We start from the raw sequence: 26,527 nt of genomic DNA on the forward strand, positions 1-26,527 counted from the left end.
CGACCCTACTCGTCAGGCTGGTCGTCGCCGCCGGATGCGTCGGGCTCGCCGTCGGCGGATGCCTCGGGCTCCGCCCCCGCGGGCGCGTCGCGCTCGACCGTTTCCGGTTCCTCGACGAGCTCCTCGAAGAGTCCGGGCGGCGGCGTCACCGTGAGCGTGCCGGCCTCGATGTCGACCTCGGGCACGATCGCCGCGACGAACGGGACCATGATCTCCCGCCCGCCGGACTTCACGATCAGGAGGTCCTGCGCCGGCAGGTGGTCGACGTGGGTGACGTGGCCGATGCGCTCGCCGTCCCGGATGACCGCGAGCCCGACGAGCTGGTGGTCGTACCACGCATCGTCCTCGGGCGACTCCTGGTCGACGTGCTCGACCCAGAGGATGGCCTTCGCGAGGCCCTCGGCCGCGGTGCGGTCGTCGACCCCCTCGAAGAACCCGACCGGGTGGCCGTTGTACCAGCGCACCTCGCGGAGCGTGAGGTGCTTGCCGTGCCAGGGCGAGGACTCGGGCACCTGCAGCGAGAACTCGGCGCCCGGCACGAAGCGGCGCTCGGGGTCGTCGGTGTAGAGCTCGAGCTTGATGGCGCCCTTCAGGCCGTGCGCCTTCGTGAGGCGGCCGACCCTGAGCTGCGTTCGGGGTGCGTCGGCCACGTCAGTCGTCGGTGTCGACGACGTCGACGCGAACGCGGCGGCCGTCGGCGAGTGCGGTCACGAGGGTGCGGAGCGCCTTCGCGGTGCGGCCGGCACGGCCGATCACGCGACCGAGGTCCTCGGGGTTCACATGAACCTCGAGGACCTCGCCGCGTGCGCTCGACGCGGAGACGACCTTCACGTCGTCAGGGTGATCGACGATCCCCTTGACGAGGTGTTCGAGCGCGGACTGGAGCAAGGCCTAGGCCTCGTCCGTCGCGGTCTCGTCGGCGGCGGGCGCCTCGGCCTCGGCAGCCTTGGCGGGCTTCTCCGACTTGGGCTTCAGCACCGGCTTCTTTTTGTCGTCGGCGACGAACCCGGCCTTGGGCTCGGCGACCTTGACGGTGGACTTCGCGTCGGCGTCGCCCTTGAACTTGCCCCAGTCGCCCGTGAGCTTGAGGATCGCGGCGACCTGCTCGGTCGGCTGGGCGCCGACGGAGAGCCAGTACTGGGCGCGGTCGGAGTCGACCTCGATGAACGAGGGGTTCTCGGTGGGGTGGTACTTGCCGATCTCCTCGATGACGCGACCGTCGCGCTTGGTGCGCGAGTCGGCGACGACGATGCGGTAGTACGGCGCACGGATCTTGCCGAGGCGCTTGAGACGGATCTTGACAGCCACAATTCTCCTGAAAATGTTGTGAGGTGGGCGAACTGACAGCCGTGAGCGTGGGGTGCACACTCGGCGGAAGCTCAATGAGGTTCTGTGCGCCGGATAGAGGGTCGGGCGGTACGGAACTCGACTGACCATTCTTGCAGATTTCGCGTCGTAAGGATAATCGCCCGGGTCGCATGCCATGATGAGCCGACATCGGCGCATCCGACGCCGTGGAGGGGGTTCGCGCCGTGCAGATCGACTTCGCCCGTTCGGCCCGGTCCACCATCGGCCTCGAGTGGGAGGTCGCGATCGTGGATCGCGCCACCGGAGAGCTCGCCTCGATCGGCGACCGCGTGCTCGAGCTGCTCGACGAGCGGAGCGAGGGCGGGACGCATCCCACCATCACCTCGGAGTTGCTCACGAACACCGTCGAGCTCGTGAGCGGCGTGCACGAGCGCGTCGCAGAGGCCGTCGCTGACCTCGAGGGCCAGCTCGCCGAGGTGCGCGCGGTGATCGACGAGCTCGGCGACTACGAGCTCATCTGCAGCGGCTCGCACCCCTTCAGCCAGTGGTACGACCAGCGCCTCACCGACAAGCCGCGGTACCACAAGCTCATCGAGCGCACCCGATGGTGGGGTCGCAACATGATGATCTGGGGCATCCACGTGCACGTCGGCATCGAGGAGCGCGACAAGGCGCTGCCGATCCTCGACGGCCTGCTCGCCTACCTCCCGCACCTGCAGGCGCTTTCGGCGTCGAGCCCGTTCTGGGCGGGGGTCGACACGGGGTACGCCTCGAATCGCGCCCTCATGTTCCAGCAGCTGCCCACAGCCGGGCTGCCGTACCCGCTGCCCGACTGGCCGGCCTATGAGCGATATGTCGACGACCTGGTGCGTACGGGCGTCATCGAGGACCACAGCGAGGTGCGCTGGGACATCCGCCCGTCGCCGAAGTGGGGCACCGTCGAGGTACGCGTCTGCGACGGGGTCTCGACCGCGGCCGAGATCGCCGCCATCGCGGCACTCGTGCAGTGCCTCGTCGAGTGGATGAGCGAACGCCTCGACGACGGCGAGACGCTGACGGTGCTGCAGCCGTGGTACGTGCGCGAGAACAAGTGGCGCGCCGCGCGCTACGGCATGGACGCCGAGATCATCACGGATGTCGCGGGCACCGAGCGGCTCGTCGGCGACGACCTGCGCGACCTCCTCACGACGCTCGTGCCCGTGGCCGAGCGGCTCGGATGCCAGGCCGAGCTGCAGCTCGTGCGCGGCACCCTCGACGGCGGGGCGAGCTACCAGCGACAGCTGCGGGTCGCCGAGGCCGCCGGGGGCGACCTCACCGCCGTCGTCGCGCACCTCGCCCGCGAGCTCCGCGACGGGGTCTCCTCCCCGACGACGGATCCCGCGGCGCCGGCCCTCTAGGCCGGGATCGCCCGCGTGCGGATGAGCTCGGCGTACCACTTCGCGCTGTCTTTCGGCAGTCGCTCGAGCGTGTCGTAGTCGACGCGCACGATGCCGAAGCGCTTGGAGTAGCCGTAGCCCCACTCGAAGTTGTCCATGAGCGACCACACCTGGTAGCCGCGCAGGTCGACCCCGCGAGCCATGGCCCGGTGCGCGGCGGTGAAGTGGCGGCGCAGGTAGTCGACGCGCTCGGCGTCGTGCACGGCCGGGCCGTCGGGCTCCTCCGTCACGACGTCGTCGAACGCGGCGCCGTTCTCGGTGACCATGAGCGGCAGACCGGGGTAGGCCTCGTGCAGCGCGACGAGGAGATCTTCGAGCCCCGACGGGTCGATATTCCAGCCCATGGCCGTGTACGGGCCCGGCTGCACGAGGAACTCGACGTGCTGGGAGCCCGGCCACGGCGTGCCGCCCATGTCCTTGTGGCCGTCGGCGTTGGCACGCGGCGACACGCCGTCCCACATCGCCACGGTCACGGTGGAGTAGTAGTTGACGCCGAGCAGCGAGATCGGCTGGCGGATGAGCTCGGTGTCGCCCGGCTTCACGAACGACCAGTCGGTCACCTCGGCCGTGTCGGCGATGACGTCGGCGGGGTACTCGCCGTCGAGCAGCGGGCCGAGGAAGACCCGGTTGGCGAGGCCGTCGATGCGACGGGCCGCCTCGTCGCCCGTGGGGCCCGACGGGCGGATGACGTGCAGGTTCAGCGTGATCGAGTAGCCGGGGTCGTTCGTGACGACCTCCCGCAGGGCGGCGATCGCGAGTCCGTGCGCGAGATTCAGGTGGTGCACGGCGGCGAGCGCCTTCGCGCCGTCCATGAGTCCGGGGGCGTGCGCGCCCGAGCCGTAGCCGAGGTAGGCGCTGCACCAGGGCTCGTTGAGCGTCGTCCACACGGCGATGCGATCCCCGAGCCGCTCCCCCACGATGCGGGCGTAGTCCGCGAACGCCGCTGCGGTGGCCCGGTTCGCCCAGCCGCCCTCGTCCTCGAGCGCCTGCGGCAGGTCCCAGTGGTACAGCGTCGCGATGGGCCGGATGCCGCGGGCGATGAGCCCGTCGACGAGCCGCTCGTAGAAGGCGAGCCCCGCCTCGTTGGCCGGTCCGCGCCCGGTGGGCTGGATCCGCGGCCACGCGATCGAGAACCGGTACGCCTCGAGCCCCAGCTCGGCCATGAGGTCGAGGTCGGCGTCGAGCCGGTGGTAGTGGTCGTCGGCCACGTCGCCGGTGTCGCCGTTCCACACCTTGCCGGGCGTGTGGCTGAACGTGTCCCAGATGGAGGGGCCGCGTCCGTCCTCGTTCACCGCGCCCTCGATCTGGTACGACGCCGTGGCGGATCCGAAGAGGAAGTCGTCGGGGAAGGCCAGTCCCGCGTCGCGGTAGTCGGCTGAGCCGGTGGTCATGGGCGTGCTCCAGTCGTCTCGTCGCGGCATCCGCTACCGCCTCGGCTTCACTGTATCGCGTCGCCCGGAACCGCTTCTTACACGGCTGTCAGCGAACGACGCAGACCTAATGTGGAGGCATGGCCGACCCTCGCCTCGAACTCGACCCCGACGCCGGCGGCGCACGCCTCGTCGCCGAACTGCTCGCCGGGCGCGGCACGAACGGCGGCGTGTCGCTCGTCGTGGACGGCACCACCCAGTCCCACGTCAACCTCGACGACCCGCTCGACCTGCAGCTCGAGTACACGCGGCTCATCGCCGCACTGGTCGACGGATGCCGCGAGCCCGGCCACCCGCTGCGGGTGCTGCACCTCGGCGCCGGCGCCCTCACCGTGGCCCGCTACCTCGCGGCGACGCGGCCCGGGTCGGCGCAGCACGTGGTGGAACTCCATCGGGAGCTCCTCGAGTTCGTGCTCGCCGCGCTCCCGCTTCGCGACGACGTGGAGCTCACCGCGGAGTTCGGCGACGCCCGCGCGGCCGTGGAGCGCGCCGCGAAGGTGGGAGCGGGATACGACCTCGTGCTCGTCGACGTGTTCTCGGGCAGCCGGGCGCCCCGTCACCTGTCCACCGCGGAGTTCTTCGCCGCACTCGAGCGCCTGACGGCGGCGGACGGCCTCGTCGTCGTCAACACCCTGGCGGCGCCGGGCCTCCGCACGGCCCGCGAGGTCGCCGCGACCCTGGGATCCGTGTTCGACGACGTGTTCGCGGTCACGGCCGCCGAGGTGGTCGACGGGGCGAGCCTCGGCAACGTCGTGCTCGTGGCATCCGCGGCGCCGCTGCCCGGTGAGCAGGTCCTCCGGCTCGCCGACGCGGGGCCACGACCCGTCGTCATGCTGCGCGACTCGTCGCTCGCGGAGTTCATCGACGCCGCGCCCGTTCGCCGCGACGCCGATCCGCTCGACTGAGCGGCCGGGTCAGCGCCCGAGGAACTTCTGCAGGGCCGCGAGTTCCTCTTCGCTGGGCGCCGCCTTCGCGCCCGTACCGCCGCCCAGGCCGAAGCCCGAACCCGCGGGCGTCGGACCCTGGCCGGCCGGGGTGACCCCCGACGCGATCGCCGCGTTCTCGGCGGCGCGCTTCGCGGGGTTGCCCGACCGCGAGCCCGACGACTTCTTCTTGCCCTTGGCCGCCTGGCGCTTGCCGCCGCCGTAGCCGCCGCCACCCGGGATTGGCCCCATGCCGGGGATCTGGGGCATGCCGCCGCGGGCCACCGTCTTCATCATCTTGGCGGCCTGCTCGAAGCGCTGCACGAGCTGGTTCACGTCGGTGACGGTCATGCCGGAGCCGCGTGCGATGCGCAGGCGCCGGGAGCCGTTGAGGAGCTTGGGGTTGCGGCGCTCGGCAAGTGTCATCGACTGGATGATCGCCTCGGTGCGCACGATCTCGCGCTCGTCGAAGTTCTCGAGCTGCTGCTTCATGCCGCCCGCACCGGGGAGCATTCCGAGCATCTTCTTGATCGAGCCCGCGCCGCGGAGCTGCTGCATCTGGGCGAGGAAGTCCTCGAGCGTGAACTGCTCGGTCGCGAGCTTCTCGGCGACCTTCATCGCCTCTTCCTCGTCGAAGGCCTGCTGGGCCTGCTCGATGAGGGTCAGGATGTCGCCGAGGTCGAGGATGCGGCTCGCCATGCGGTCGGGGTGGAACGGCTCGAAGTCGTCGAGGCCCTCGCCGGTGGACGCGAAGATGATCGGCCGGCCGGTGACCGACGCGACCGAGAGCGCGGCGCCACCGCGGGCGTCGCCGTCGAGCTTGGAGAGCACGACTCCGGTGAAGTCGACGCCTTCCTGGAACGCCTTGGCCGTGACGACGGCGTCCTGGCCGATCATCGCGTCGATGACGAAGAGCACCTCGTCGGGGTTGGTGGCCTTGCGGATGTTCGCGGCCTGCTTCATCATCTCGGCGTCGACGCCGAGGCGGCCAGCGGTGTCGATGATGACCACGTCGTGCTGGGCGCGCTCGGCCTGCTTGACGGCGTCCTTCGCGACGCGCACCGGGTCGCCGACGCCGTTGCCGGGCTCGGGGGCGAACACGGGGACTCCGGCCTGCGCGCCGACGACCTGCAGCTGGTTCACGGCATTCGGGCGCTGGAGGTCGGCCGCGACCAGCATGGGCGTGTGCCCGTCCTTCACGAGCCACTTCGCGAGCTTTCCGGCCAACGTGGTCTTGCCGGCGCCCTGCAGGCCCGCGAGCATGATCACGGTCGGCGGGTTCTTCGCGAACTGCAGCCGGCGCTGCTCCCCGCCGAGGATCGCCACGAGCTCCTCGTTGACGATCTGCACGACCTGCTGGGCCGGGTTCAGCGCCTTGTTGACCTCGTCGCCGAGGGCGCGCTCGCGCACGTGCGCCGTGAACTGCTTGACTACGTCGAGCGAGACGTCGGCGTCGAGCAGCGCGCGACGGATCTCGCGCACGGTGCCGTCGACGTCGGCCGCCGACAGCTTGCCCTTGGTGCGGAGGTTCTTGAAGGTCTCGGCGAGGCGGTCAGACAGGTTTCCGAAGGTAGCCATGGTGCACCAAGTCTAAGCGAGCGCGAGGGTGCGGCCGATCGGTGCCCGGTCGGCGGCCGACGGGTGGCCGGACGCCCCGGCTACCCCTCGAAGCGCACGTCGACGACCGCGCGGCCGACGTCGATCGCCGCGATGAGCCGTTCGTCGGTGTCGTCGGGCGCGAGCGCGTACTCGAACTCGGCGAAGGGCTCTCCGTCGCCGTCGGCCTCGGGCCGGAGGTCGACGCGCAGGAGCGACAGCGAGCGCAGGGCGTCGACCTGCCGATCGCCCGAATCCCGCCCGATGGCCCCGTCGATCTCGTCGGCCTGCTCGAGGTCGGCGTCGAGGAGCACGTCGAGGAACCGCATGACCGGGCTGCTTCCCGAGTCCAGCTGGCCCACGAACGCGGAGCGCACGTCCTCATCGACGAGTTCGAGCTCGCCGACGAGCACGGCCGCGGCATCCAGCGACGCGGACGTCACCATGCCGTCCTCCGCCTCGAGGACGACTTCGACGCGCTGGTCGCCGAACTCGATCATCTCGGCCCAGTACTCGCCGATGACCCCGAAGTAGTCGTGTTCGATCGCCATGTGCTCCTCCTAGCCCACGAGCTTCTGCGCGAAGACGTGCGGCGTGAACCCGGTGAGGTCGCCGATGCCCTCGCCCTGGCCGATCAGCTTGATCGGCAGACCGGTCTTCTCCTGCACCGCGAGCACGAAGCCGCCCTTCGCGCTGCCGTCGAGCTTCGTGAGCACGAGTCCGGTGACGCCGCCGTGCTCGATGAACGCCTCGGCCTGCGCCAGGCCGTTCTGCCCGGTCGTCGCGTCGAGCACGAGCAGCACTTCGCTGATGGGCGCCTGCTTCTCGACGACGCGGCGGATCTTGCCGAGCTCGTCCATGAGCCCGCCCTTCGTGTGCAGGCGACCCGCGGTGTCGATGATGACGATCTCGATGCCGTCGCGCTTGGCCTTCTCGACCGTCTGGAAGGCGACGGATGCCGGGTCCTGGCCCTCGCGCTCGGGTCGCACGATGCCCACGCCGGCCCGCTCCGCCCAGGTGGCGAGCTGGTCGACCGCGGCGGCACGGAACGTGTCGGCCGCGCCCACGACGACGCTCCGGTCGTAGGTGCGCAGGAACCGCGCGAACTTGCCGATCGTCGTGGTCTTGCCGACGCCGTTCACCCCGACGACGAGCACGACGGCGGGACGCTCCGTGAGCTTCAGCGTCGGGTCGTACTTCGCGAGTCGCTCCTCGATGAGCTCGCGCAGCATCCGCTGCACGTCGCGAGGATCGGTCGTGCGGTACCGCTCGACCTGGGCCCTGATGGCGGCCACGATCTCCTCGGTGACGGCGGGGCCGAAATCGGCGCGGATGAGCGCGGACTCGAGATCGTCCCAGGTGTCCTCGTCGATCGTCTTCGCTCCGAAGACCCCGCGGAGGGCCGCACCGAGCGACCAGGATGCGCGTTCTGCCATGCCTCCAGCCTAGAGCGCCGGTACACCGCGGCCGGTGCCCCTGCAAGGGGTTGCCGCTCCCCCGGGGCCACGGAACCCTCGGGGACGACGGAAGGAGTGCGAATGACGATCGTGGGATTCCACGCCTCGCACGAACAACTGCCGCCCAGCCGACTGCTCCACGCGGTGCGGCGCGCCGAACAGGCCGGCTTCGACGCCGCCATGTGCAGCGACCACCTCGAACCGTGGAGCGTGCGCCAGGGGCACTCGGGGTACGCGTGGAGCTGGCTCGGCGCTGCGCTCGAGGCCACCTCGTTCTCGCTCGGCGTCGTGACGGCGCCCGGGCAGCGCTATCACCCGGCGATCGCCGCGCAGAAGCTCGCCACCCTCGCGGAGATGTACCCGCAGCGGTTCTGGGCGGCCCTCGGCAGCGGCGAGGCGATCAACGAGCACGTCACCGGCGACCCGTGGCCGGCGAAGGAGGAGCGCGACGCGCGGCTCGCCGAATCGGTCGACGTCATCCGCGCCCTGCTCGCCGGCGACGAGGTGACCGCCGACGGCCGCATCCGGGTCGACCGCGCGAGGATCTGGAGCCGCCCCGACGAGCCGCCGCCCCTGTTCGCCGCCGCCATCAGCACCGAGACCGCGCGCAGCGTCGCGGCATGGGCCGACGGCGTCATCACCGTCGATCAGGGGCCGGACGGGCTGCGCGAGTTCATCGACGCCTACCGCGAGGCCGGCGGCCGAGGCCCGGTCGCCGTGCAGGTGCACCTGAGCTGGGCGCCGTCCGATGACGAAGCGCTCGCCATCGCGCACGACCAGTGGCGGCAGAGCCTCGTGCCGGCGCACCTCTCGTGGGAGCTCGACCGCCCCGAGGACTTCGACGCCCGCACGGCCGATGCCACGCTCGACGACGTGGCCGCCACGCTGCTCGCCTCGTCCGACACCGCACGGCACCTCGACCACCTCGCCGGCATCGCGGAGCTCGACGTCGACCGCATCTACCTCCACCACGTCGGCGCCGAGCAGGACGCGTTCATCGACGCCTTCGGCGAGCACGTCCTCCCCGCACTGAGGGGGGTGGGCCGATGAAGATCACCGACCGCAGCGACCTCTGGTGGAAGACGGCGGTCGTCTACTGCCTCGACGTCGAGACGTACATGGACTGGAACGACGACGGCTCGGGCGACTTCGAGGGCCTCGGGCACCGGCTCGACCACCTCGCCGAGCTCGGGGTGACCTGCCTCTGGCTGATGCCGTTCCAGCCGACGCCCGACCGCGACGACGGGTACGACATCACCGACTTCACGGGCGTCGACCCCCGGCTCGGCTCGCTCGGCGACGTCGCGGAGTTCCTGCGCACCGCCCGGGACCGCGGCATGCGGGTGATCATCGACTTCGTGATGAACCACACCTCCGATCGGCACCCCTGGTTCCGGTCGGCCAGGCGCAGCCGCACCTCGCCGTTCCGCGACTACTACGTCTGGCGGGACGAGCCGCCCGCGCATCCGGCGAAGAGCGTGTTCCCCGGCGAGGAGGACGGCGTCTGGGAGTACGACGAGCGCACCGAGCAGTACTACCTGCACAGCTTCTACCGGCACCAGCCCGACCTCAACATCGCCAACCCGGCCGTGCGCCACGAGATCGCGAAGACGATCGGCTTCTGGCTGGAGATGGGCGTCTCGGGCTTCCGGGTCGACGCCGTGCCGTTCCTCATCGAGCCGCCCGACGGGGTCGACATCGGCGACCCGCACGAGTTCCTCCGCGACATCCGGAGGTTCCTGCAGCGCCGGTCGAGCGAGGCGGTGCTGTTGGGCGAGGTGAACCTGCCGTTCGACCAGCAGCTCGAGTTCTTCGGTCGCCCGGGCCACCCGGCCGAGCTCACGATGCAGTTCGACTTCCTCGGCATGCAGGCGCTGTACCTCTCACTCGCCCGCGAGGACGCCAGGCCGCTGGCCGCGTCGCTCGCCGGGCGGCCCCACCTCGAGCCCGAGTCGCAGTGGGCGAACTTCGTGCGCAACCACGACGAGCTCACCCTCGACAAGCTCTCCGACGCGGAACGCCAGGAGGTGTTCGACGCCTTCGCGCCCGAGGAGTGGATGCGGGTGTACGGGCGTGGCATCGCGCGGCGCCTCCCGCCGATGCTCGACGGCGATCCACGGCGCATCAGGATGGTCTACAGCCTGCTCTTCTCGTTGCCCGGCACGCCCGTGCTCTTCTACGGCGAGGAGATCGGCATGGGCGAGAACCGCGAGGAGGGCGGCCGGATGACCGTGCGGACGCCGATGCAGTGGACCGACGAGGTGAACGGGGGCTTCTCGCGCGCTCGGCCCAATCGGCTCGTGGCCGCCCCGCCCGCCGACGGCTACGCGCCCGAGCACGTGAACGTCGAGGCGCAGATGCACGACCCCGACTCGCTGCTCGCGACCATCCGCAAGTTCGCAGTGAGGTACCGCAGTTCGCCCGAGATCGGCTGGGGCCGGCTCGACCTGCTCGACACGGGCAACGACGCGGTGCTCGCCCACCAGCTCACCGCCGACGTCGGCCGGTTCGTCGCGGTGCACAACTTCGCGCCGCGGCCGGCCACCGTCACCCTCGAGCTCGGGGAGGTGCCCACCGGGGCCCGGTTCTCCGACCTGTTCGCCGTCGACGCGTTCGACCTCGACGAGCGCGGGCGCATCGACGTGCACCTCGACGCCTACGGGTACCGCTGGTTCCGCGTCGTCGATCCGGGCGATCGCCGGCTCACCTGAGTCGCACCGCGAGCGGATGCCGCGGGCGCGCGCCTGCGGCATCCGCTCGCTCGGCTCAGCTGGCCTTGGCCTCGCGCTCCTCGCGCACCCGCTGGCCGACGACGGCGGAGACGCCGTCCTGGCGCATCGAGACGCCGTAGAGCGCGTCGGCGATCTCCATCGTGCGCTTCTGGTGCGTGATGACGATGAGCTGGCTGGACTCGCGCAGGTCCTCCATGGTGGTGAGGAGGCGGCCGAGATTGGCGTCGTCGAGCGCCGCCTCCACCTCGTCCATGATGTAGAACGGGCTGGGACGCGCCTTGAAGATGGCGATGAGCAGCGCGACGGCGGCCAGCGACCGCTCGCCGCCCGAGAGCAGCGAGAGGCGCTCGATCTTCTTGCCGGCCGGCTTCACCGAGACCTCGATGCCGGTCGTGAGCATGTTGTCGGGGTCGGTCAGCGTGATGCTGCCCGTGCCGCCCGGGAAGAGCACCGGGAAGACCTCGGCGAACGCCGCCTGGGTGTCGTCGAAGGCGCCGCGGAAGATCGCCTCCATCTTCCCGTCGATCTCCTCGATGATCGTGAGCAGGTCCTTGCGGGTGTTGGCGAGGTCGGTGAGCTGCTCCGAGAGGAACTGATGCCGCTGCTCGAGCGCGGCGAACTCCTCGAGCGCGAGCGGGTTGACCCGGCCGAGCTGGGCCAGCTTGCGCTCGGCGGCCGCCAGGCGGCGCTGCTGCTCCTCGCGCACGAACGGGCGGGGCGCCGACTCCTCGTCCTCGCCGGGGATCTCGACGTTGGGGCCGTACTCGTCGACCAGGACGTCCTCGCCCAGGCCCAGCTCCGACTCCGCGCGCTCCACGAGGCCGGCGACGTGCAGCTTCTTCTCGTAGATGCGCAGTTCGAGGCCGTGCACGTCCTCGGTGACGGCGTGCAGCCGCTCGCGCACGGCGGCCTCCTGGCGGCGCACCTGCTGGAGCTCCTCGTTGCGGCTCGCGCGCTGCGCCTCCGCGCGTCCGAGGGCGACGCGGGCCTCGGCCACCGACGCGTCGACCGAGGCGAGTGCGGCCGGCAGCGAGTCCGCGACGCGGGTGGCCGCGGCGAGCTGCGCGCGGCGCACGACCGCCCGGCGCGCGGCATCCGCTGCGGCCTGCTGCTCGGCCTCGAACTGCCGCTCCATCGCGCGCACCCGAGCCTCCTCGGCGCGCACGCGCTCGCGGGCGGTCTCGAGCCGCAGGCGGCCCTCCACCTCGAGCTCACGCGCCCGTTCGAGCGCGGCCACGGCGCCGTCGCGGGCCGTCGCGTCGAGCACCGGTCGGGGCACGGCACGCGCCTCGTCGAGCGCGGCCTTCGCCTCGTCGGCGGCGCGTTCGGCGTCGGCCACGCGCTCATGGGCGTTCGCCGCGGCCTGCTCGAGGCGGGCGGTCTCGGCTTCGACGGCCTCCGCCTGCACGCGTGCGCGGTTCAGCCGCTCGGTGCGCTGCGCCAGCTGCGCGTCGAACTCGCGGAGCGCGGCGAGGGCGCGCTTGGACTGGTCCTTCGACTGCTCGAGGATGCCGCGCTGCTCCGCGAGCTCGAACCGTGAGCGCTCGAGCTCGGCCCGCACCTCCTCGAGCCGAGCGCCCGCGCGGTCGCGTTCGGCGATGAGCTCGATGCGGCTCTGCTCGCGTCCGGTGCCGCCGCGGATCACATAGCGCCCGACGACCGTGCCGTCCTTCGTGATGACCGTCACCGGTCCGTCGAGCCGGGCGAGCCCCGGCTCGGCGGCGCGGGCCGCGGCGAGGTCGTCGGCGATGAGCACCTCGGCGAGCAGGGCCACCACGCCGGCGGGGGCGGTCACGACATCGGATGCCGCGGTCAGGCCGTCGACCGCGTGACTGCCGCGGGCGGCCACGCCGGGGTCGGCCATGGCGAGGGCGACGCGTCCGAGCTCGCCGCGCTCGGCGTGCTCCAGGGCCCGGAAGGCGGCCGCGCGGTCGTCGACGAGCACGGCGTCGGCGAGCGACCCGAGTGCGGCCGCCACGGCGGGCTCGTACCCGGGCTCGACGTGCAACGACTCGGCGAGGAGCCCCCGTACGCCGTCGACGTGGGCGCTGACGAGGGCGGCCGAGCCGTCCTTCTGGTCGAGGGCGAGCGAGAGCGCCGCGGTGCGAGCCGCCAGGGCGCCCTGCTCGCGTTCGCGCCCGTGGAGCTCCTCGCGGATCCGCTCGATCTCCCCCTCCGCCTCGAACACGGCCGCCTGCGCGAGCTCGTACGCCTCGTCGAGGTCGGTCTCGGCGCCTTCGCCGGCCTCCGCCTCGGCCTCGACCCGAGCGAGTTCGGCGGCGGCGGCGTGCCGACGCCCGGCGGCGGCCTCGAGCGCGTTCGCGTGCCGGAGCACCTCTCCGCGCACGGCGGCGAGCCTGGACGCGGCGGTGTCGGCCTGCCCGGCGAGCTTGGACAGCTCGAGGTCGTAGGCGGCGACGCGGGCGCCGTCCCGGGCGATGCCCTCGTCGACGCGGTCGAGCTCGACCCGGGCGGCCCTGGTGCCGGCGACCGCATCCTCGAGGGCCGCGGCCGCTTCGCCCACGGCCGCACCGAAGCCGTCGAGTCCGGTGGTCGCCTCGTCGATCATGGCGCGGGTGACGCTCGGCGCGGCATCCGTCGGCTCGACCTGGGCGCTCAGCAGGGCGATGCGCTGCCGGGCGAGGGCGTCGAGCGCGCGCAGTCGCTCCTGCGCGGACTCGAGCGCGTGCGAGGTCGAGCGTGCCGCGTCGACGTCGTCGCCGAGGTAGGTCGCCTCGAGTCGCTCGACCCTGGCCTGGTGCTGCTCGAGCTCCTGCTGCAGCACCTGCCGCTCGCTGTGCCGCTCGGACTCGCTGCGCCCGTGCTCGTCGAGCGCGCGGCGGAGGCCCACGACCTCGTCGGCGAGGAGCCGTGCCCGCGCGTCGCGCACCACGGCGGCGATCGTGGCGGCCTCGCGGGCCACCTCGGCCTGGCGGCCGAGCGGCTTGAGCTGCCTCCGGATCTCGCCGGCGAGGTCGGAGAGCCGGGTGAGGTTCGCCTGCATCGCGTCGAGCTTGCGGAGCGTCTTCTCCTTGCGGCGGCGGTGCTTGAGGATGCCCGCGGCCTCCTCGATGAAGCCGCGCCGGTCCTCGGCGCTCGCGTGCAGCACCGCGTCGAGCTGCCCCTGGCCGACGATGACGTGCATCTCGCGGCCGAGCCCCGAGTCGCTGAGCAGTTCCTGCACGTCGAGCAGCCGGCAGGTCTCGCCGTTGATGGCGTACTCGCTCGCCCCGTTGCGGAACAGCGTGCGCGAGATCGTGACCTCGCTGTACTCGATCGGCAGCGCGCCGTCGGCGTTGTCGATCGTGAGGCTCACCTCGGCTCGCCCGAGGGGGCCGCGCGTCGCCGTGCCGGCGAAGATGACGTCCTCCATCTTGCCGCCGCGGAGGGTCTTCGCGCCCTGCTCGCCCATCACCCAGGCGAGCGCGTCGACCACGTTCGACTTGCCCGAGCCGTTGGGACCGACGATGCAGGTGACGCCCGGCTCGAACGCGAACGTGGTCGGCTGCGCGAAGGACTTGAATCCCTTCAGCGTCAGGCTCTTCAGGTACATGGTCCCCCGGGTGCGGCTGGGTCGTGCGGATGCCTCGCACGAGCGTACCCGAGCGGGCGCCCGGTTCCCGCGCACCCTCGCCGCGAAGCTGAGGATCGATCGTTGCCGGCGCACCGCGCCCGCCGATAGTCTGGGCGGCTGTCCGACCGACGGCGAGGAGGACGATCCCGTGGCCATCGACATCCGACCCGTGCCCGTGCCCGCCCGCCTCGACACGGCCGAGGCGCGGCCGCTGGAGGCGTACGTCGACCTCACCCGCCTCGTCGCCCTCGAGACCTGGGGCCACGACCACTTCGAGTTCACCGCCGCCGAGCTCCTCGTGCGACATCGCGACCAGCGCTTCCGCCGCCGCGTGGAGGTCGGCGCCTACGAGGGTGACGACCTGGTCGGCGCGGCCGCCATGGTGTGGGAGAGCGACCCGCAGGCGAGGATGGCCGAGATATCGCTCGGCGTGCGGCCCGACCGTCGCGGCCGCGGCGTCGGCAGTGCCCTGCTCGCCGCGATGGAGGCCCATGCGGCAGCGGTCGGGCGTCCGGCGCTCGTCGGGTGGTCGGAGCACGGGGGCGCGAGTCTCCGCACGACGGGCGAGGTGCTGCGCGCCCCCGACGGCGACGCCGAACTGCCGGCCTCCGACCCCGCGGCGCGATTCGCCGTGGCGCACGGCTATGCGTTGCAGCAGGTCGAACGCGTGAGCGGGCTCCGCGTCGACGGGCGCCTGGAGGAGTTCGTCGCCGCGCTCGGGGAACGCGAGCCCGCGGCATCCGATGCCGGCTACCGATTGCGCACCTGGGAGGATCGCGCGCCCGACGAGCTCGCCGACGCCTACGCAGCGGCTCGGGCACGCATGGTGCACGACGTGCCAGCCGGCGGGCTGCAGTACGACGACGAGGTGTGGACCGCCGACCGCGTGCGCGCCTACGAGGACGAACGCCGCGACAGCGCCACGGGCGTGCTCGTCGCCGCAGCGGTCACCGACGCAGGCGAGGTCGCCGGCTACACGGAGCTCGAACTGCCCGACGGCCGACCCATCGCCTACCAGTCCGACACGCTGGTCGTCGGCGCGCACCGCGGCCATGCCCTCGGGATGCTCCTCAAGCTCGCGAACCTCGTGCGGCTGGGCGACGTCGAGCCCGAGCGAGGCGAGGTCTTCACGTGGAACGCCGACGAGAACGACCACATGCTCGCCATCAACCTGGCGCTCGGATTCGAGCTCAGGGGGCTGGACGCGAGCTGGCAGCGACCGGCGTCCGCAGCGGCATCCGGAGCCGCTGGCATCGCGGGCACCGGTGCGACGACCGGTTCATGAACGCCTCGCGCACGATGGGGGTGCCGCAACGCGGGCACGGCAGGCCGGCACGGCCGTAGGCGTTCAGCGAGTGGGCGAAGTAGCCCGACGCGCCGTTCACGTTGACGTACTGCGCGTCGAAGCTGGTGCCGCCCTCGGCGAGGGCCTTGCCGAGCACGTCGCGCACCGCCGCGAGCAGGTCGCGCGCCCGGCGCCGCGACAGGGATGCCGCGGGCTGCTCTCCGTGCAGGCGCACCGCCCAGAGCGACTCGTCGGCGTAGATGTTGCCGACGCCGCTCACGAGGTTCTGATCGAGGAGCACCCGCTTGACGCCCGAGGCGCGCCGCGCGAGGGCATCGAGGAAGGCGACGTCGTCGAAGGCCGGGTCGAGCGGATCGCGCGCGATGTGCGCGACCTGCGCCGGGATGCTCCGATCCCACGGCCCGGTCACGCCGGCGGAGAAGCCGGCCACCTCGCCGTCGGCGGTCGGAACGAGCCGATCCACCGCGAGCGAGCCGAAGGTGCGCTGGTCGACGAAGTCGATGCGGAACTCCCCGTGCTCGGGATGCTCGAGATGCAGGCGCACGCGCGCGTGCCGGTCGTCGCCGGGGTGATCGGGCGTGCGCAGCAGGAGCTGGCCGCTCATGCCGAGGTGGCCGACGATCGCCCGGTCGGGGCCGATGGGCAGCCAGAGGAACTTGCCGCGACGCACCGCCGCCGCGATGCGGGCACCCGTGACGAGCGATTCGAAGTCGCCGGATGCCGCGACGTGGCGGGTCAGCGCCCGCGGGTCGAGCACGTCGACGGCGGTCACCAGCGCGCCGGTGACGGCGGGTGCGAGGCCGGCGCGGACGACCTCGACCTCGGGCAGCTCGGGCACGTCAGACGGCGTTCAGCTCGGTCCAGGCCTCGAGTGCTGCGGCCATCTCGGCCTGCTTCTTGCTCGAGCCCTCGCCCGTGGCCTGCACCAGGTCGCCGACCGAGACGGTGGCGATGAAGTGCTTGTTGTGGTCTGGTCCCGACTCCGTGACCGTGTAGACGGGCGGCGGGGCGCTGCGTCGCGCCGCGATCTCCTGCAGGCTGGTCTTCGGGTCCATGGCCGCGCCGAACCGCTCGGGGTCGTCGAGGAGCGGCCCGACGAGGCGCAGCACGAAGGCCGTGGCGGCGTCGCCGCCCGAGTCGAGGTAGACGGCGCCGATGATCGCCTCGACGGTGTCGGCGAGGATCGACGGCTTGTCGGCGCCGCCGGTCATCGTCTCGCCCCGCCCGAGCAGCACGTAGGGTCCGACGCCGATGCTGCGCCCCACCTCGGCGAGCGCGGCACTCGAGACGAGGCTCGCCCGCCGCTTGGCGAGCTCGCCCTCGTCGAGGTCGGGGTGGTCTCGGAACAGCTTGACCGTGACGGCCTGCCCCAGGATGGAGTCGCCGAGGAACTCGAGGCGCTCGTTGGTGGGGATGCCGCCGTTCTCGTACGCGAACGACCGGTGCGTGAGCGCGAGCTGGAGCAGGGCCGGGTCCACCTCGATCTGCAGCGACCGCTGCAATTCGTCGAGTGAATGCTCCGAAGGAGCCGTGGACTCCGTCCCCGTGTGCTCCGTGCGCGTCACGACCGGTCGGTAGGCGAGTCGGGGCCGACTAGACGTCGGCGACCTTGCGGCCCTTGTACTCGAGGAACAGCGGGGTGCCCGCGGAGTCCTCGACGACCTTGGCGCGGTGCGGAAGGCTGTAGGTGACCTTGCCGTTCTCGACGGTCTTGACGAGCGTGGGGACCTCGGCCTTCCACTGCGAACGACGCGCGTGCGTGTTGGCTCGTGACTTCTTCCTCTTGGGAACAGCCATGACTCTCTCTCAATCTCTCTGCTGGGGGGCGTCGGATGCGGCATCCGAGCCTTGGTCTTCGGAAGCTTCGAACCCCGCGAGCGCGGCCCATCGCGGGTCGCGCTGCTCAGGGGTGACGAGTTCCGGATGATCAGCCAGTCGGACCCCGGTCTCTGGGTCGAGACCCGGGCAGTCCGGCCGGCACACCGGCTGGAACGGCAGTGCCAGCACTACCGCATCTCGGATGAGCGATTCAAGATCCACGTGGTCGTCTTGAACCTCATACTCGAAAGCTTCTCCAGAATGATACGCGAAAAGCTCCTGGAACTCGACTTCAACGGGCAGGGCGATGTCGATGAGGCATCGGCCGCACTCCCCCTCGGCCACCGCGTCGACCTCGCCGGTCACGAGCACGCCCTCGTGCACGGACTCCAGGCGCACGCCGAGGTCGAGCTCGGAGCCTGCCCTGACGGCGACGAGTCCCTCGCCCATCGGGTCGCCCACGGGGATCGCGAGGCGCTGCTCGCGCATCTCGCCCGGACGGTTCACGAGGTCGCGCACGTTCACTCGGAACGGCGAATGCTGAATGGCCACGATCGACGATTCTACGCCCCGGCCGCCGTCCGATCGCCGAGCGCCCTCCGCACGCGATCGAAGAGCGAGCGGGGTGCGAAGAGGGCCCTCGCGCGTTCGCCGGTGGTCGCGTCGGTCAGGAGCGCCGAGCGCACCGAGCCCAGGTCGTCGGCGAGCTGTCGATCGGCCGCCCCGCGTGTCCGCCCGTACCGTTCGCGCTCGACGGCGTCGCGGAGGCGCAGCAGTGCCGCCTGCAGGTCGGGATCTGCGGCGAACGCCTCCCGTTCGGCGATCCGCGCGGCGAACGCGCGGGCGGTCTCGGCCTCTCCACCGCCGGCGCCGAGGTCGAGCGCCGTGGCCACCAGCTCGTCCCACGCGGCATCCGCGGGTCGTTCGCCGCGCCGGATCCGGCCGCGCCGCGACATCCGCTGGCTCAGCCGGAATGCCGCAGGCGTGAGCAGCACGACGAGCGCGATGAGGGCCAGCGCACCACCGCGGAGCCACCACTCGCCCGCCGTCGCGATGGCACCGCCGGCCGGACCGGCGAGCCCACGATCGGGATCGAGTCCCGATCGGTCGCCCGCCCCGGGAGTGGAGGTCGCGGCATTCGGCACGTTCGGGTCGCGCTCCTCGCCTGCGCCCGGACGCGAGTAGTCGGGCACGAGGCCCCGACCTGGCGTCGGCTCGAACGGCACCCAGCCGATGCCGTCGAAGTAGAGCTCGGGCCACGAGTGCAGGTCGTGGGAGTCCACCTCGACGCGCTGCACGCCCTCGACGCGCTCTTCGGTCGGCGAGCCCTGCGTGTAGCCGATGGAGATGCGGGCGGGGATGCCGACCTCGCGGGCGAGCACCGCCATCGTCGAGGCGAAGTGCACGCAGTAGCCCTCCTTCACCTCGAGGAACTTCGCGATCACGTCGAAGCCACCGCCGTCGAAGCCCTCCTCGACGGGGGCGTCGGTGGAGTAGTCGAAGTCCACGCCGCGCAGGTACGCCTGGATCGCGACGGCGGCGTCGTACTTCGAGGCGCTCCCGGCGGTGACGGATGCCGCGGTGTCGGTGATGATCGCCGGCATCTCCTCGGGGAGTGCCAGGTAGGGCGCGAGGTTCTCGGGCACGTCGGGGTCGGCCTCGCGCAGCTGCTTCGGGGTCGGTGCCACGTCGAGGCGGGTGACGCGGTAGCGCTGGCCGTCGGTGTCCGCGTCGACGCTGCGCACCGTGAGCGAGTCGTCCTCCCAGAACCACGACCCGGCGAGGCCCTCGATGCTCGAGGTCGGGTACGGCACGGGCAGCCAGGTCGTGCGCACGTCGTCGATGACCACGTCGATCGGATGCTCCGACGTCTCGACCGCGCGGGACAGCCCGCGCGGGCGCGGCAGCGCGTCGACCGTGTTGTCGCCGTCCACGGCGCGCTCGGTCGCGCTCCAGACCTCGCCCTCGAACCGGTCGAGCGTGAGCAGCGTGAAGTAGGGCCGGTCGCCGTCCCGCGCGAGGTAGTGGAACGCGGGACTCGCCTCCGGGCGGCGGAGGTCGCGGCCGAGGTCGATGAACGGGCTGACGCCCCGGGCGAACAGGGTGCCCTGCGACGGCGAGCCGAGGAGCAGGCTCGTGGAGATGCTCGGCGTGGACGCTGCGAGCACCGACGCGGCCAGCAGGCCGACGGCCGCGAGCCCGAGCGAGGCGCCGAGGGTCGAGACGATGGGCACGCGCTTGGGCGCGATGACCGTGGCGACCTCGCTGCCCTCGTCGCCGGCGTCGAGGCGGGCCCTGCGGCGCACGCGCACGTCGACCCGGAGGAGCAGGAGGTAGGCCGCGGCGGTGAGCACGAGCGTGGGCAGCTCGGCACCGGCCTCGATGATGAAGCCCGGGATGAGGATGGGCACCAGCGCCGGCACCGCGGCGAGCGCCGGCATCCGCAGCGTCTGCACTAGGACGTCCATCAGGATCGCGAGGACGCCGACGCCGAGTGCGAGGACGAACGACAAGGCGGGCACGGTGATCGCCGGCACGGCCTGCTGCTCGATCGTGCGCTGGGCGCCCCCGAGGAGCTCGCCGAACGTCTCGAACGTGCCCTGCGTCGGGATGAGGAGCGCGAAGCTCGTCGAGCCGCCGAAGAGGAGCGTGAGCAGCAGGACGAGCACCCCCGCCTCGAGCACCGGCACGAGCGACGGCGGCGTGCGCAGCGCCCGGAGTCCGAAGCCCGAGAAGAGCGTGCCCGCGGCGACGAACGCGCACAGCCACCACCAGCCACTGCCCGCGATGAGGGGACCCAGGGCCATCGTGGCGATCACGAGCACGAGGAACGAGGACAGCGTCAGCGCGAGGCGCTGCGCGCGCGAGAGGGGGGCCGGTTCAGGTCGCATCGCCCACCGCCCCGTCGACCGTGCTATCGCGGTCATCGAGCACATCGCGGGCGTCGAGGGCGGTGCCACCCGAGCCGTGGCCGCGGGCCGTCACCGCCACTCCGGCCCAGGCGTCGCCGATGTCGCCGGGCCTGCGCACCCGCACGATGCGCCAGTCCGCCTCCTCGAGCGCATCGAGCACCCGCTTCGACGTGGTCTCCGCAGCGAACGCGACCGCGGGCTCGAACATCGGCCGCAACGCCACGAGATTGGCGGCGTCCTGCTCGTCGGGATCGACGAGCACGGCGAATCCCGGCGCCCGCGCCTCGCGCGCCCGCGGACGGGACTCCCGGCCGGCGGTCGCGGCGCCCTCATGCGGAGCGGCACGCCCGGGCTCGTCGAGCCGGGCGAGGTCCTCGAGCAGCACGCGGTCGCCGCCCGGCATCCGGTAGCCGCCGTCGAGGGCGCTCCCCGGGACGATGCCGCGTTCGGGGTCGACGACCTGGGTGCAGCGCACCTGGAAGCCCCGCTCGAGCAGGTGCACGCCGATCGACGCGGCCACCTCGATGCCGAGCTCGAAGGCGTGGTGCGGGCGATCGTCGTGCTCGCGCCGCAACGACGACACGTGCGGACGACCGGCCATCGTCGTGTCGAGCAGGATCCGCGCCTCGGGATCGCCGCGCTGCTCCTCCTCGCGGACCATGAGCTCGCCGCGCCGCGCCGTGGCCGCCCAGTTCACCCGGCGGAGCGGGTCTCCGTAGCGGTACTCGCGGGCGATCAGCTCGTCGGAGTTCGGATGCGACCGCCGCTGCAGTCCGTGCACGACCCCGTCGATCGAGGCGGCGCTGCCGAGCGCGGCCTCGAGCGGCGTGACCCGCGGCGTCACCACCAGCTCGTGCCCCGTGCCGATCTCGCGGTCGATCCTTGCCAGCCCGAAGGGATCGGTGATGCCGACGCGCAGCGGTCCGACCGAGACGACGCCGCGCCGCGGCATCCGGAGCCGGTACTCGAGCCGCACCGTGTCGTCCCCCGATGGGAGCACCCCCTCGTACGGGCCGATCGCGGGCAGGATCGCCTCGGGCGGCGCGGTGACGCCTGCGGGCGCCGTGTCGCGCCAGTGCGCGCCGTCGAAGGTGCGGCGTCCGCGGTTCTTCACGACGAGCGACACGCGCGTCGAGCCTCCGGCCGCCACGACCGGCGGGGCGAACGCCCGGGTGACCGCGAGCCGGGGCGTGCGGACGACCACGAACACCGCGGCCGCGGCGGGCATCGCGATGCCCACGAAGGCGAGCAGCAGGATGTCGCGCAGGTCGAACCACAGCGACACCGCGAGCAGCGCCACGCCCACCACGACCAGCGTGCCCCCACGACGCGTGAGTCGCGGCCAGGCCGAGACGCGAAGGGGACGCGGGCGGGACATGTCAGTTCCTTCGTGCGCTGCCGACCGGAACCGGCGTCTCCCCCACGATGCGGCGCACGATGGCGTCGATGAGCGGCCCGCTGTCGCGGTCGTGCGAGCCGACGGCCCGGCTCGTGGGCACGAGCCGATGGGCGAGCACGGGCACGGCGAGCGCGTCGACGTCGTCGGGCAGCACGAAGTCGCGTCCGTGCATGGCGGCGTGGGCCTTCGCCGCGCGGATCAGCTGCAGGGTGGCGCGGGGGCTCGCGCCGAGCCGCAGCTGTCGATCCTCGCGAGTGGCGCGGGCGAGCTGCACCGCGTACTCCTTGACGGGCTGGGAGGTGAAGACGTGCTGCACGGCCGCGATCATGTCGCGCAGCTCGGCGAGCGTGACGACCGGCCCGAGTCGGTCGAGGGGGCTCGACGTCTCGCGCTGGGAGAGCATGGCGATCTCGTCGGTGGGCGACGGGTAGCCCATCGAGACGCGCGCCATGAATCGGTCGCGCTGCGCCTCGGGCAGCGGGTAGGTGCCCTCCATCTCGACCGGGTTCTGCGTGGCGACGACGGTGAACGGCGGCTCGAGCACGTACGTCGTGCCGTCGGCCGTGACCTGTCGCTCCTCCATGCACTCGAGGAGGGCGGACTGCGTCTTGGGGCTCGCGCGGTTGATCTCGTCGCCGATGATGATGTTGGCGAACACCGGCCCGCGCTTGAACTCGAAGCGGCGGCTGGCCTGGTCGAACACCGACACGCCCGTCACGTCGCTCGGCAGCAGGTCGGGCGTGAACTGGATGCGGCTCACCGTGCTGTCGACCGAGCGGGCGAGCGCCTTGGCGAGCATCGTCTTGCCCACGCCGGGCACGTCCTCGATGAGCAGGTGGCCCTCGGCCAGCAGCACGGTGAGCGCCGCGGTGATGGCGTCGCGCTTGCCGGCGATGACGGTCTCGACGTTCTGCACGATGGTGGCCGCGCGCGACCCCACCTCGTCGATGCCCATCACGAGCTCGGGCACGTCGGCCGCGTCGCCGGCGCCACTGAGGGTCACAGCCGCCTCGGTCATGTCGTCATCGCCGCCTGGAGGTAGTCGGAGACGGCGACGGGCACGTAGGGCGCGACGTCGCCGCCGAGGGCGGACACCTGTCGCACGAGCGAGCTCGACACGTGGGCGTTCGCCGGGTCGGGGAGGAGGAAGACGGTCTCGACGCCGGCCAGGTGGCGGTTCACGATCGCCATCGGCGTCTCGTATGCCACGTCGATCTGCGAGCGGATGCCCTTGACGAGCACGGTCGCGCCGACGTCCGTGCAGTAGTCGACCAGGAGCCCCATGCTCCACGACGCGACGACGATGCGACCCTGGATGCCGGCGTCGGCGATCGAGCGCTCGATGAGCGCGACGCGCTGCGCGATCGGCAGGAGGGCTGACTTGTCGGGGTTGTGCACGACGACGACATGCAGCTCGTCGTAGAGCCCCGCGGCCCGCCCGATGACGTCGAGGTGGCCGAGCGTGACGGGGTCGAATGATCCTGGGACGACGGCGATCCGCTGCATACGCACCAGCGTAGTGCGCGGAACTCGGCGCGAAAGGGCCGATCCAGAGTCTCAGCCCTTGCTCAGGAATCCGCTGGCCTCGGCGTCGACACGGCGCCGCACCTCCGCGGCGAGCGCCGCATGCCCGTCGAGGCCCGGATCCGCGGCGAGCACCTCTGCCGCGAGCTCGCGCGCATCGGCGATGACGTCGCCGTCGCGCGCCACGCGGAGCAGCTTGAGCGACGACCTGCCGCCCGACTGGACGGCCCCGAGCACGTCGCCCTCCTGCCTGAGCTCGAGGTCGACGCGGGCGAGCTCGAACCCGTCGAGTGTCGCCGCCACGGCCTCGACCCGCTGCCGTGCGAGCGAGCCCTGCTCGGCCGCGGTGACGAGCAGGCACAGCCCGGGCACGCTCCCCCGGCCCACGCGGCCCCGGAGCTGGTGCAGCTGCGACACCCCGAAGCGGTCGGCGTCGACGACGACCATGGCGCTCGCGTTGGGGACGTCGACCCCCACCTCGATGACGGTGGTGGCGACGAGCACGTCGAGGTCGCCCGCCGCGAACGCGCGCATCGTCGCATCCTTCTCGTCGGCGCTCATGCGGCCGTGCAGTGGCGCGACCCGCGTGCCCGTGAACCGCGGGTGCGCGGTGAGCTCGGCCAGCACCGACGCGACGGATGCCGCGGGGCCTGCACTCTCGGACGCGTCGCCTCCCTCGGCCGACTCGCCGTCGTCTTCGGCGACCTTGGCCTCGATCGCGGGGCACACGACGAATCCCTGACGGCCGAGCTCCACCTCCTCGGCCAGGCGCTCCCAGACCCGCGCGCGCCAGCCCGGCCGGTCGGCGAGCGGCACCACGTGCGACTCGATGCCGGCGCGCCCGGCGGGCAGTTCCCGGATCGTCGACACGTCCAGGTCGCCGAACACCGTCATCGCCACCGTGCGCGGAATGGGCGTGGCGGTGAGCACCAGCACGTGCGGCGGATGCTGCCCCTTGAGCCGCAGCGCCTCGCGCTGCTCGACGCCGAACCGGTGCTGCTCGTCGACGACCACGAGGCCGAGGTCGGCGAACGAGACGTTGTCGCCGATGAGCGCGTGCGTGCCCACGACGATGCGCGACTGCCCGGCCGCGGCGCGCAGCAGCGCCTTGCGCCGTTCGGCGGTGGCCAGCTGCCCGGTCAACAGGGTCGGCACCAGCGCGGCAGACAGCTCGGGGCCGAGCATGCGCACCATGGAGCGCAGGTGCTGGGCCGCGAGCACCTCGGTGGGCGCCAGCAGCGCCGACTGCCCGCCGGAGTCTGCCACGGCGAGCATGGCGCGCAGGGCGACCACCGTCTTGCCCGAGCCCACCTCGCCCTGCACGAGCCGGTTCATCGGCACGGGCTGCTCGAGGTCGTCGGCGATCTCCGCCCCCACCGACTGCTGGTCGCCCGTGAGCGTGAACGGCAGCGACGCGTCGAACCGCTCGAGCAGGCCGCCGGGCGACGGATGTCGCGCGGTCGTCGAGTGCGCACGAAGCTCGGCTCGGCGCAGGAGCAGTGCGGTCTGCAGCACGAACGCCTCGGTGAAGCGCAGCGTGCGACGAGCGGCCTTCCAGTCGGCCTCGACCTCGGGGCGGTGGATGGCCTCGAAGGCGCGTCGCTGGTCGAGGAGCGACCGCGCCGCGCGCACGGCGGCGGGGACCGGATCGTCGACCTCGCCCAGGCCGTCGAGCAGCAGTTCGATCGACTTCGCCAGCTGCCAGCTCGCCAGCGTGCTCGTCGCCGGGTAGATGGGGATGGGCGCCTCGGCCCAGCGCTTGGCCGCGGCCGCATCCGCCGTGATGGGCGTCGCGTCGTCGAACAGCTCGTAGTCGGGGTGGGCCAGCTGCCGGTTGCCCCGGTAGTCGCCGACCTTGCCCGCGAAGATGCCGCGGCGCCCCGGACGCAGGTCGTTCTCGCGCCACTTCTGGTTGAAGAACGTGAGCGTCAGGATGCCGGTGCCGTCGGAGATCTTCGCCTCGAGGATCGAGCCGCGGCGCTGGCGCATCTCGCGCACGCGCACCTCGAGCACCTCGGCGACGATCGTGACGTTCTCGTCGAGGGGCAGGCTCGCGAGTGCCGTGAGCTCGCCCCGGAGCGCGTACCGCCGCGGGTAGTGGCCGAGCATCTCGCCGACCGTGCGGTAGCCGAACGCGCGCTCCACCGCCTGCGCCGTGCGCCCGCCGAGCGCGCCCGAGAGCCGGGTGTCGAGGGTGAACCGGCCGGCGCCAGCGGCATCCGCTCCTTCGGCCGTCATGCCTCGATCGTAGGCTCCCCCGCCGACTCCGCGCCCGCCAGCTCGGCCAGCTCGGCCTGCACGTACGGGTCGTCGGGGCGTGCCCTGGCGAGTTCGCGCTGGAGGTCGAGCGCCTCCTCCGTGCGACCGAGCGTGCGCAGGCACCGGGCGACCGACCAGCGGGCGACGTGCTGCTGCTCGGCGGTGCCGTAGCGGTCGGCCGACTCCACCGCCTGCTCGAATTGCGCGAGGGCGGCCTCAGCGCGGCCGGCGTCGTGCATCGTCCAGCCGAGGTTGTTGTGCAGGGCGACCCCCCACCGCAGCACGCGGGGGTCGCGTGAGGTCGAGAGCACGTCGAGGCCCTCGGCCGCCCACTCCTCCTCGTGGCCCTCATCGTTCAGCGCGAGCATGTGCAGGGCGTCGAGCACGAGGAACGGCGACCCGGCGACGGCGGCCTCGCGCACGCCGCGGGTGAGCTCGGGCACCGCCTCGGGACGCCGGTCGGCAGCGGCGAGGATGCGGCCCCGCTCGATCGCGACGCGGGCCCTGACCTCGGCGGCGTCGCGCTCGGGGTCCTCGGCGGGGATGCCCTCGGCCGCCACGGCGTCGAGCACCGCGAGCGCCTCGGCGGTGCGGCCCTGGATGCCGAGCGCTCTCGCCAGCTGGGTGGCGAGCACCGCGCGCACATGCGCCGGATGGGTGTCGTCGTCGGCAGCCTCCCGGAATCGCTCCTCGCTCGCCGCCGGGTCGCTGAAGTCCCAGAGGCGGTCGATCATCTGCTGTTCGTCCCCGCGGTGTCGGGACGGTTCGGCGGGCACCTGGTCGGTCGAGTCATCCACCCCTCCATCATGGCAGCGGCGGAGGCGCCCTCGCGCGGGCATGACACCGCACGTCC

Annotated in this window: 23 protein-coding genes; 5 read left to right on the forward strand and 18 right to left on the reverse strand. The window is 72.3% G+C overall.

The window, feature by feature from the left end; all coding sequences use genetic code 11:
- Positions 1-5 precede the first annotated feature (5 nt).
- The 3 genes from rimM to rpsP are packed head-to-tail and all read right to left on the reverse strand — an operon-like array spanning position 6 to position 1,308.
- On the reverse strand, positions 6-650 hold the full coding sequence (gene rimM, locus J2X63_RS16570) for a ribosome maturation factor RimM (RefSeq protein ID WP_309979244.1): 645 nt from the start codon (positions 648-650) through the stop codon (positions 6-8).
- A 1-nt stretch (position 651) separates the two neighbouring features.
- Entirely contained in the window at positions 652-888 is a 237-nt protein-coding gene (locus J2X63_RS16575) for an RNA-binding protein (protein ID WP_056651189.1), read from the reverse strand.
- A gap of 3 nt (positions 889-891) precedes the next feature.
- On the reverse strand, positions 892-1,308 hold the full coding sequence (gene rpsP / locus J2X63_RS16580) for a 30S ribosomal protein S16 (protein ID WP_309979249.1): 417 nt from the start codon (positions 1,306-1,308) through the stop codon (positions 892-894).
- Positions 1,309-1,532: 224 nt separating this feature from the next.
- On the opposite strand from rpsP, the gene J2X63_RS16585 reads away from it, so the two are divergent.
- A complete protein-coding gene (locus J2X63_RS16585) occupies positions 1,533-2,705 on the forward strand; it encodes a glutamate--cysteine ligase (RefSeq protein WP_309979251.1) in 1,173 nt (390 codons plus the stop codon).
- On the opposite strand, the gene J2X63_RS16590 is transcribed toward J2X63_RS16585, so the two are convergent.
- Positions 2,702-4,135 (reverse strand): GH1 family beta-glucosidase, encoded by a 1,434-nt coding sequence (locus tag J2X63_RS16590; RefSeq protein WP_309979253.1) that lies wholly within the window; start codon positions 4,133-4,135, stop codon positions 2,702-2,704. The two genes, J2X63_RS16585 and J2X63_RS16590, sit on opposite strands and share 4 nt — an antisense overlap.
- A 119-nt stretch (positions 4,136-4,254) precedes the next feature.
- Between J2X63_RS16590 and J2X63_RS16595 the strand changes: the two genes are divergently transcribed.
- The gene (locus J2X63_RS16595; protein ID WP_309979256.1) at positions 4,255-5,079 is read left to right on the forward strand and encodes a fused MFS/spermidine synthase; all 825 of its coding nucleotides are present in this window, start codon (positions 4,255-4,257) and stop codon (positions 5,077-5,079) included.
- Between the two features lie 9 nt (positions 5,080-5,088).
- Here the strand turns inward: J2X63_RS16595 and ffh are convergent, their stop codons facing one another.
- From ffh to ftsY, 3 genes are all read right to left on the reverse strand, one after another.
- A complete protein-coding gene (gene ffh, locus J2X63_RS16600; RefSeq protein ID WP_309979257.1) occupies positions 5,089-6,675 on the reverse strand; it encodes a signal recognition particle protein in 1,587 nt (528 codons plus the stop codon).
- Between the two features lie 80 nt (positions 6,676-6,755).
- Complete coding sequence (locus tag J2X63_RS16605) at positions 6,756-7,244, reverse strand: hypothetical protein (protein WP_309979259.1); 489 nt, start codon at positions 7,242-7,244, stop codon at positions 6,756-6,758.
- A 9-nt stretch (positions 7,245-7,253) separates the two neighbouring features.
- Positions 7,254-8,129: a signal recognition particle-docking protein FtsY gene (gene ftsY / locus J2X63_RS16610; RefSeq protein ID WP_309979261.1), complete on the reverse strand. Its 876-nt coding sequence runs from the start codon at positions 8,127-8,129 to the stop codon at positions 7,254-7,256.
- A gap of 102 nt (positions 8,130-8,231) precedes the next feature.
- Between ftsY and J2X63_RS16615 the strand changes: the two genes are divergently transcribed.
- Both J2X63_RS16615 and J2X63_RS16620 read left to right on the forward strand, forming a co-directional pair.
- The gene (locus J2X63_RS16615; RefSeq protein ID WP_309979263.1) at positions 8,232-9,200 is read left to right on the forward strand and encodes a TIGR03885 family FMN-dependent LLM class oxidoreductase; all 969 of its coding nucleotides are present in this window, start codon (positions 8,232-8,234) and stop codon (positions 9,198-9,200) included.
- Positions 9,197-10,861 carry an alpha-amylase family protein gene (locus tag J2X63_RS16620; RefSeq protein ID WP_309979265.1) on the forward strand — a complete coding sequence of 555 codons (1,665 nt, stop codon included), beginning with the start codon at positions 9,197-9,199 and terminating at the stop codon, positions 10,859-10,861. The genes J2X63_RS16615 and J2X63_RS16620 overlap by 4 nt, the downstream gene beginning before the upstream one ends.
- 55 nt (positions 10,862-10,916) lie before the next feature.
- Here J2X63_RS16620 and smc read toward each other — a convergent pair whose 3' ends face one another.
- Positions 10,917-14,435 (reverse strand): chromosome segregation protein SMC, encoded by a 3,519-nt coding sequence (smc, locus tag J2X63_RS16625; RefSeq protein ID WP_309979268.1) that lies wholly within the window; start codon positions 14,433-14,435, stop codon positions 10,917-10,919.
- A gap of 169 nt (positions 14,436-14,604) precedes the next feature.
- On the opposite strand from smc, the gene J2X63_RS16630 reads away from it, so the two are divergent.
- Positions 14,605-15,741: a GNAT family N-acetyltransferase gene (locus J2X63_RS16630; RefSeq protein ID WP_309979270.1), complete on the forward strand. Its 1,137-nt coding sequence runs from the start codon at positions 14,605-14,607 to the stop codon at positions 15,739-15,741.
- On the opposite strand, the gene mutM is transcribed toward J2X63_RS16630, so the two are convergent.
- The 10 genes from mutM to J2X63_RS16680 all read right to left on the reverse strand — a co-directional run bounded on the left by mutM (position 15,647) and on the right by J2X63_RS16680 (position 26,471).
- Positions 15,647-16,600, reverse strand: a complete 954-nt coding sequence (mutM, locus tag J2X63_RS16635; protein ID WP_309979271.1) for a bifunctional DNA-formamidopyrimidine glycosylase/DNA-(apurinic or apyrimidinic site) lyase — start codon at positions 16,598-16,600, stop codon at positions 15,647-15,649. The two genes, J2X63_RS16630 and mutM, sit on opposite strands and share 95 nt — an antisense overlap.
- Before the next feature lies 1 nt (position 16,601).
- A complete protein-coding gene (gene rnc, locus J2X63_RS16640; protein WP_309980177.1) occupies positions 16,602-17,264 on the reverse strand; it encodes a ribonuclease III in 663 nt (220 codons plus the stop codon).
- 91 nt (positions 17,265-17,355) lie between these two features.
- Positions 17,356-17,559, reverse strand: coding sequence for a 50S ribosomal protein L32 (gene rpmF, locus J2X63_RS16645; RefSeq protein WP_022887809.1), 204 nt, complete (start codon positions 17,557-17,559; stop codon positions 17,356-17,358).
- A 9-nt stretch (positions 17,560-17,568) separates the two neighbouring features.
- Positions 17,569-18,132, reverse strand: a complete 564-nt coding sequence (locus tag J2X63_RS16650) for a DUF177 domain-containing protein (RefSeq protein WP_309979276.1) — start codon at positions 18,130-18,132, stop codon at positions 17,569-17,571.
- Positions 18,133-18,143: 11 nt separating this feature from the next.
- Positions 18,144-20,471 (reverse strand): DUF3488 and transglutaminase-like domain-containing protein, encoded by a 2,328-nt coding sequence (locus J2X63_RS16655; protein ID WP_309979278.1) that lies wholly within the window; start codon positions 20,469-20,471, stop codon positions 18,144-18,146.
- Positions 20,461-21,870 carry a DUF58 domain-containing protein gene (locus J2X63_RS16660; protein ID WP_309979280.1) on the reverse strand — a complete coding sequence of 470 codons (1,410 nt, stop codon included), beginning with the start codon at positions 21,868-21,870 and terminating at the stop codon, positions 20,461-20,463. The genes J2X63_RS16655 and J2X63_RS16660 overlap by 11 nt, the downstream gene beginning before the upstream one ends.
- Position 21,871: 1 nt before the next feature.
- Complete coding sequence (locus J2X63_RS16665; RefSeq protein WP_396133168.1) at positions 21,872-22,909, reverse strand: AAA family ATPase; 1,038 nt, start codon at positions 22,907-22,909, stop codon at positions 21,872-21,874.
- Positions 22,906-23,397 (reverse strand): pantetheine-phosphate adenylyltransferase, encoded by a 492-nt coding sequence (gene coaD / locus J2X63_RS16670; RefSeq protein WP_159606486.1) that lies wholly within the window; start codon positions 23,395-23,397, stop codon positions 22,906-22,908. Before coaD ends, J2X63_RS16665 begins: the two co-directional genes overlap by 4 nt.
- 51 nt (positions 23,398-23,448) lie before the next feature.
- Entirely contained in the window at positions 23,449-25,653 is a 2,205-nt protein-coding gene (locus J2X63_RS16675) for an ATP-dependent DNA helicase RecG (protein ID WP_309979282.1), read from the reverse strand.
- Complete coding sequence (locus J2X63_RS16680; RefSeq protein WP_309979284.1) at positions 25,650-26,471, reverse strand: tetratricopeptide repeat protein; 822 nt, start codon at positions 26,469-26,471, stop codon at positions 25,650-25,652. The genes J2X63_RS16675 and J2X63_RS16680 overlap by 4 nt, the downstream gene beginning before the upstream one ends.
- Positions 26,472-26,527 lie beyond the last annotated feature (56 nt).

The organism is Agromyces sp. 3263, assembly GCF_031456545.1.
Classification (GTDB): Bacteria; Actinomycetota; Actinomycetes; order Actinomycetales; family Microbacteriaceae; genus Agromyces.

What these genes read in the sequence shown, in the direction of transcription:
- J2X63_RS16595 (WP_309979256.1), top strand. Translation starts at nt 4,255, where the DNA reads ATGGCCGACCCTCGCCTCGAACTCGACCCCGACGCCGGCGGCGCACGC.
- ffh (WP_309979257.1), bottom strand. Translation starts at nt 6,675, where the DNA reads ATGGCTACCTTCGGAAACCTGTCTGACCGCCTCGCCGAGACCTTCAAG.
- J2X63_RS16605 (WP_309979259.1), bottom strand. Translation starts at nt 7,244, where the DNA reads ATGGCGATCGAACACGACTACTTCGGGGTCATCGGCGAGTACTGGGCC.
- J2X63_RS16675 (WP_309979282.1), bottom strand. Translation starts at nt 25,653, where the DNA reads ATGACGGCCGAAGGAGCGGATGCCGCTGGCGCCGGCCGGTTCACCCTC.
- coaD (WP_159606486.1), bottom strand. Translation starts at nt 23,397, where the DNA reads ATGCAGCGGATCGCCGTCGTCCCAGGATCATTCGACCCCGTCACGCTC.
- J2X63_RS16655 (WP_309979278.1), bottom strand. Translation starts at nt 20,471, where the DNA reads ATGCGACCTGAACCGGCCCCCCTCTCGCGCGCGCAGCGCCTCGCGCTG.
- ftsY (WP_309979261.1), bottom strand. Translation starts at nt 8,129, where the DNA reads ATGGCAGAACGCGCATCCTGGTCGCTCGGTGCGGCCCTCCGCGGGGTC.
- J2X63_RS16615 (WP_309979263.1), top strand. Translation starts at nt 8,232, where the DNA reads ATGACGATCGTGGGATTCCACGCCTCGCACGAACAACTGCCGCCCAGC.
- J2X63_RS16665 (WP_396133168.1), bottom strand. Translation starts at nt 22,909, where the DNA reads ATGACCGAGGCGGCTGTGACCCTCAGTGGCGCCGGCGACGCGGCCGAC.
- J2X63_RS16660 (WP_309979280.1), bottom strand. Translation starts at nt 21,870, where the DNA reads ATGTCCCGCCCGCGTCCCCTTCGCGTCTCGGCCTGGCCGCGACTCACG.
- smc (WP_309979268.1), bottom strand. Translation starts at nt 14,435, where the DNA reads ATGTACCTGAAGAGCCTGACGCTGAAGGGATTCAAGTCCTTCGCGCAG.
- J2X63_RS16620 (WP_309979265.1), top strand. Translation starts at nt 9,197, where the DNA reads ATGAAGATCACCGACCGCAGCGACCTCTGGTGGAAGACGGCGGTCGTC.
- rpmF (WP_022887809.1), bottom strand. Translation starts at nt 17,559, where the DNA reads ATGGCTGTTCCCAAGAGGAAGAAGTCACGAGCCAACACGCACGCGCGT.
- J2X63_RS16590 (WP_309979253.1), bottom strand. Translation starts at nt 4,135, where the DNA reads ATGACCACCGGCTCAGCCGACTACCGCGACGCGGGACTGGCCTTCCCC.